This window comes from Corallococcus exercitus (assembly GCF_003611585.1).
In the GTDB taxonomy this organism is placed as follows: domain Bacteria; phylum Myxococcota; class Myxococcia; order Myxococcales; family Myxococcaceae; genus Corallococcus; species Corallococcus exercitus.
Window position 1 is genome coordinate 1 of record NZ_RAVW01000731.1, and the last position, 2,230, is coordinate 2,230.

2 protein-coding genes are annotated in these 2,230 nt (G+C 68.8%); both read right to left on the reverse strand.

The genetic code is table 11. The features are described 5' to 3' along the window. Window positions 1-546 (reverse strand): 6-phosphogluconolactonase (gene pgl / locus D7W79_RS41410; RefSeq protein ID WP_120530679.1); only part of this gene is annotated, 546 nt, incomplete at its 3' end. Continuing rightward, window positions 543-2,084: a glucose-6-phosphate dehydrogenase gene (zwf, locus tag D7W79_RS41415; protein WP_120530680.1), complete on the reverse strand. Its 1,542-nt coding sequence runs from the start codon at window positions 2,082-2,084 to the stop codon at window positions 543-545. The genes zwf and pgl, both read right to left, overlap by 4 nt. Window positions 2,085-2,230: the final 146 nt, after the last annotated feature.

Genomic DNA, 2,230 nt, shown 5'->3' on the forward strand with positions numbered 1-2,230 from the left:
CCCCAGCACCGCCCCCGCGCCCTGGAGCACGGGGAACGTCAGCGTCATCCGCCACGGCGGCGGCTTGGCGCTCTGCTCCACCGCGAGCACCCGCCGCGTGCGCTCCTGCAGGGCAGGGTGGCCGGGCATGAGGCTCGCGGTGTGGCCGTCCTCGCCCACGCCGATGAGCACCACGTCCAGCTTCGCGGGCAGCGTCTTCTCGTAGTCGCGCGCGGCGGCGTCGCGGTCCGCGCGCTCGCCCTGCATGCGGAACACCTGCGCGTCCGGCAGCTTCAGCGGCGCCAGCAGCGACTCCTTCACCAGCAGGTAGTTGCTGTCCTTGTGGTCCGGCGGCACGAAGCGCTCGTCCACGAAGTACACGTCCACGCGCTCCCAGGGGAGCTTGTGGTCCGCGAGCATCCGGTACGCGGGCTTGGGCGTGTTGCCGCCCGACAGCGCCAGGCTCACCCGGGCCTTCGTCGCGAGCGCCTTCTCCAGCTCGCGCGCCAGCCAGTCCGCGGCCTCGCGGGTCAGCCGCTCGGAGGGGACGACCAGGGGCTGGCTCATAGCGTGGACCACCGCCGGCCGTTCTTCGCGGGCAGCGCGTCCGCGGCGTCGGGGCCCTTGCTGCCCTTGGCGTAGGTGTGGACCGTGCCGCCGGCCTCCGTCTCCAGCGCCTGGAGGATGGGCGTGATGTAGCCCCAGGCCTGCTCCACGCTGTCCTGGCGCGCGAAGAGGGTGGCGTTGCCGCGCATGCAGTCCAGCAGCAGCCGCTCGTACGCCTCCGGCACGGGCTTCTTGAAGCTCTCCGCGTAGTCCATGTCCATGGTGACGCCGCCGATGTTCACGTCCTCGCCGGGAATCTTGGACTCGAAGGACAGCGCGATGCCTTCGTGCGGCTGGATGCGCAGCGTGAGCACGTTGGGCTGCAGCCGCTGGCAGCTGGCGCCGCCGCCGCTGAACAGGCCGAGGGGCACCGACTTGAAGTGGATGGACACCTCCGTCAGGCGCTTCTTCAGGTTCTTGCCCGCGCGCAGGTAGAAGGGCACGCCCTGCCAGCGCCACGAATCGATGTTCATCTTCATGGCCACGTAGGTCGGCGTGCGGGAGCCCTTCTTCACGCCCTTCTCGTCCTGGTAGCCCTGGTACTGGCCCACCACCACGTGCTGGGCCACGTCCTCGCCCTCCACGGGGCGCAGCGCGCGGAAGACCTTGGTCTTCTCGTCGCGGATGTCCTCCGCGCCAAAGGACACCGGCGGCTCCATGGCGCACAGGGCCAGCACCTGGAGCAGGTGGTTCTGCACCATGTCCCGGATGACGCCTGTCTCGTCGTAGAAGCCGCCGCGGCCCTCCACGCCAATGGCCTCGGCCGCCGTGATTTCGACGTGGTCGATGTGCTGGCGATTCCAGAGCGGCTCGAAGATGGCGTTGGCGAAGCGGAACACCAGGATGTTCTGCACCGTCTCCTTGCCCAGGTAATGGTCGATGCGGAAGATCTGCTTCTCATCCAGCACCGCGCCCAGCTCCTGGTTGAGCTTCTTCGCGCTCTGCAGGTCGTGGCCGAAGGGCTTCTCGATGATGAGCCGGTGCCAGGGCTTCTGACCCGGATGCTCCTCGCGCTTGAGCAGGTCCGCGTCCGCGAGGCTCTTGATGATCTGCGGGAACGTGGAGGCCGGCGTGGCCATGTAATAGAGCTGGTTGCCGCCCGTCTTGTGGCGCTTCGCGATGTCCTGGAGCTTCTGGCCCAGGCGCTGGAAGGCCTCCGGGTCGTCGTAGCCGCCGGAGGCGGTCTCGATGCTCTCCGCGAAGCGCTTCCAGGTGGCCTCGTCCACGGGCTGCGTGCGGGCGAACTTCTGGAGGCCCTCCTTCACGTGCTCGCGGAAGGACGCGTCCTCCAGCTTGGAGCGGCTGAAGGCGACGATGGCGAAGTTGTCCGGGAGCAGGCCGGAGCGGGCGAGTTCGAAGAGGGCCGGGAATAGTTTGCGTTCGGCCAGGTCTCCCGTGGCGCCGAAGAGGACCAGGGTGCAGGGGTCCGGGCGGCCCGCGCTGAACACCGGTTCGCCCTCACGGGGATGGGTTTCGATGTGCACTCCCTGCGCGTCCATGCGGTGTCTCCCTCCGTGTGACCGACCGGGCACCTTAAGGCGCTAATCTGGCGGCCCTGCAAGCGCATTGCAGGAGAATGATGCGGGCCTGACGTCTTGCCTGCCGCGGTGCGGGTGCCGGGGCCGGGCACCTCCCTGGCTTCTTC